Raw genomic sequence first — 1,487 nt, 5'->3', positions numbered from 1 at the left:
GAGTGTATTTATCAAGACACTTTTAGAAATGCCCGAGCTGCGTGATGGGAAACTATCATGCGCAGTTCTTAGGGGGCGTAAGCTACCCGATATTAGCCCCCACAGAAAATCTATACTAAAGAAAGCTTTACGTTATTAACTTTTTAGAGATTATTAAACATTGAGGAGAATGATTTATAAAAGTTGTTGCTGAAAATTTGCAGATTAAAAATTGAAAGAAAGACGAATATTTTTTTTTGAAATATCCCATCTTAGGGCAGAGAAAGCAAAAAGCACCTTGAGTTGCTTCGCTAAAAACTTCACGACAAACAGAAAATTTTGAATACCGTCAAAAGTTTTGTTCGGTGAGTATTGAAATCGTTGCGAAAGCTTTATAAAACCATGAAAAATTAACGGAAGACATAATATTAAATTACTAATTAAGAACTTAATGCTATGAAATGGGAATACAAAATCGTTTACATTAATGCTAAAAAGCGGACTAGCTCTGGATTACCAGATGAAATTAATGAGCAATTTGATAAATACGGAAGTGAAGGCTGGGAGTTAGTTAAAATTGAGCCTAAATTAGATGGAGGATTTATGGCTTTTGGATTTGGATGGATTCATCAAACTGTTGGTTACGTTGCATTTTTCAAAAAACCATTAACTTAATTCATGGAAAAAACAACTGACCGCATGCGTTATAGCTAATAAGGGTTGTAGAAGTTTTCAGAGGTCTTTACCCCACTTCAATTTTTGTAACGGTGGATACGCCCAGATGACTCACACTCTTACTTTCCGTACATGTGCCCAATTAGCCCAATAGAAAATCTTTATTAAAGAAAACTTTACTTTATTGACTTTTTAAACAACATTGAGAAAAATGATTCAGGCTGAAACGAATTGAAAAATATTGATTTATAAACCTTGTTGATAAGAATTTAGTGTTGGCTAGATAAACTAATGTGCAGTCAAGAAATGAATTTTCGACTGACATCTTTATATCTGGAAAATTTTGTGAAAATCGAGATTTTGGCAAAGGAAACGAAAATAGAATACGAATTTTACGTTGCGAAATTTATAAACTTCCTGAAACCTGAAATCTGTTGAGAATAACGAGTTCCGTGCGTTTTGAAAGCGTTTTAGATTTTTGAAAGGTCTGATTTGAGAACAATGATTGCGAGGATTAATTTCTCAACATTCGAAAATATTTAAGTTTTGTGCGATGATAAAGAACTTTAGCGATTTATAAAATTGACTGATTATAAATCATTTTCGTACAGATAAAGTTTTAGATTAAACCGAAAAACATCCACTAATTTTAGTGTTGAGATTTTAACGATGGAAAAAAAAGTAGTAAAATGTGCACAACATTTTGTATATGTCAGTTTTGCAGAAATTTTCACGTTTCTAGATAATTTCGAGTGTGCAAAACCGCCACATACAAATCACCGTTGCCGCCAAGTGTAGGAGAAAATAACCGATTGCTAATAAAAGGACAGAAA

At 32.7% G+C, this 1,487-nt stretch carries 1 protein-coding gene; it reads left to right on the top strand.

Annotated features, from left to right (window positions below):
• Nucleotides 1–435: 435 nt before the first annotated feature.
• Nucleotides 436–654, top strand: coding sequence for a DUF4177 domain-containing protein (locus B5X70_RS17680; RefSeq protein ID WP_079559228.1), 219 nt, complete (start codon nucleotides 436–438; stop codon nucleotides 652–654).
• Nucleotides 655–1,487 lie beyond the last annotated feature (833 nt).

Origin of the sequence: Alkalitalea saponilacus, assembly GCF_900168165.1 — a bacterium.
GTDB classification, from domain to species: Bacteria; Bacteroidota; Bacteroidia; order Bacteroidales; family Marinilabiliaceae; genus Natronoflexus; species Natronoflexus saponilacus.
Note: the sequence above shows the minus strand (reverse complement) of the source record. Positions and strands in the feature narration are given on the sequence as shown.

Excerpts from the sequence above, each read along its gene's own strand:
- B5X70_RS17680 (WP_079559228.1), top strand. The coding sequence starts at position 436 with ATGAAATGGGAATACAAAATCGTTTACATTAATGCTAAAAAGCGGACT.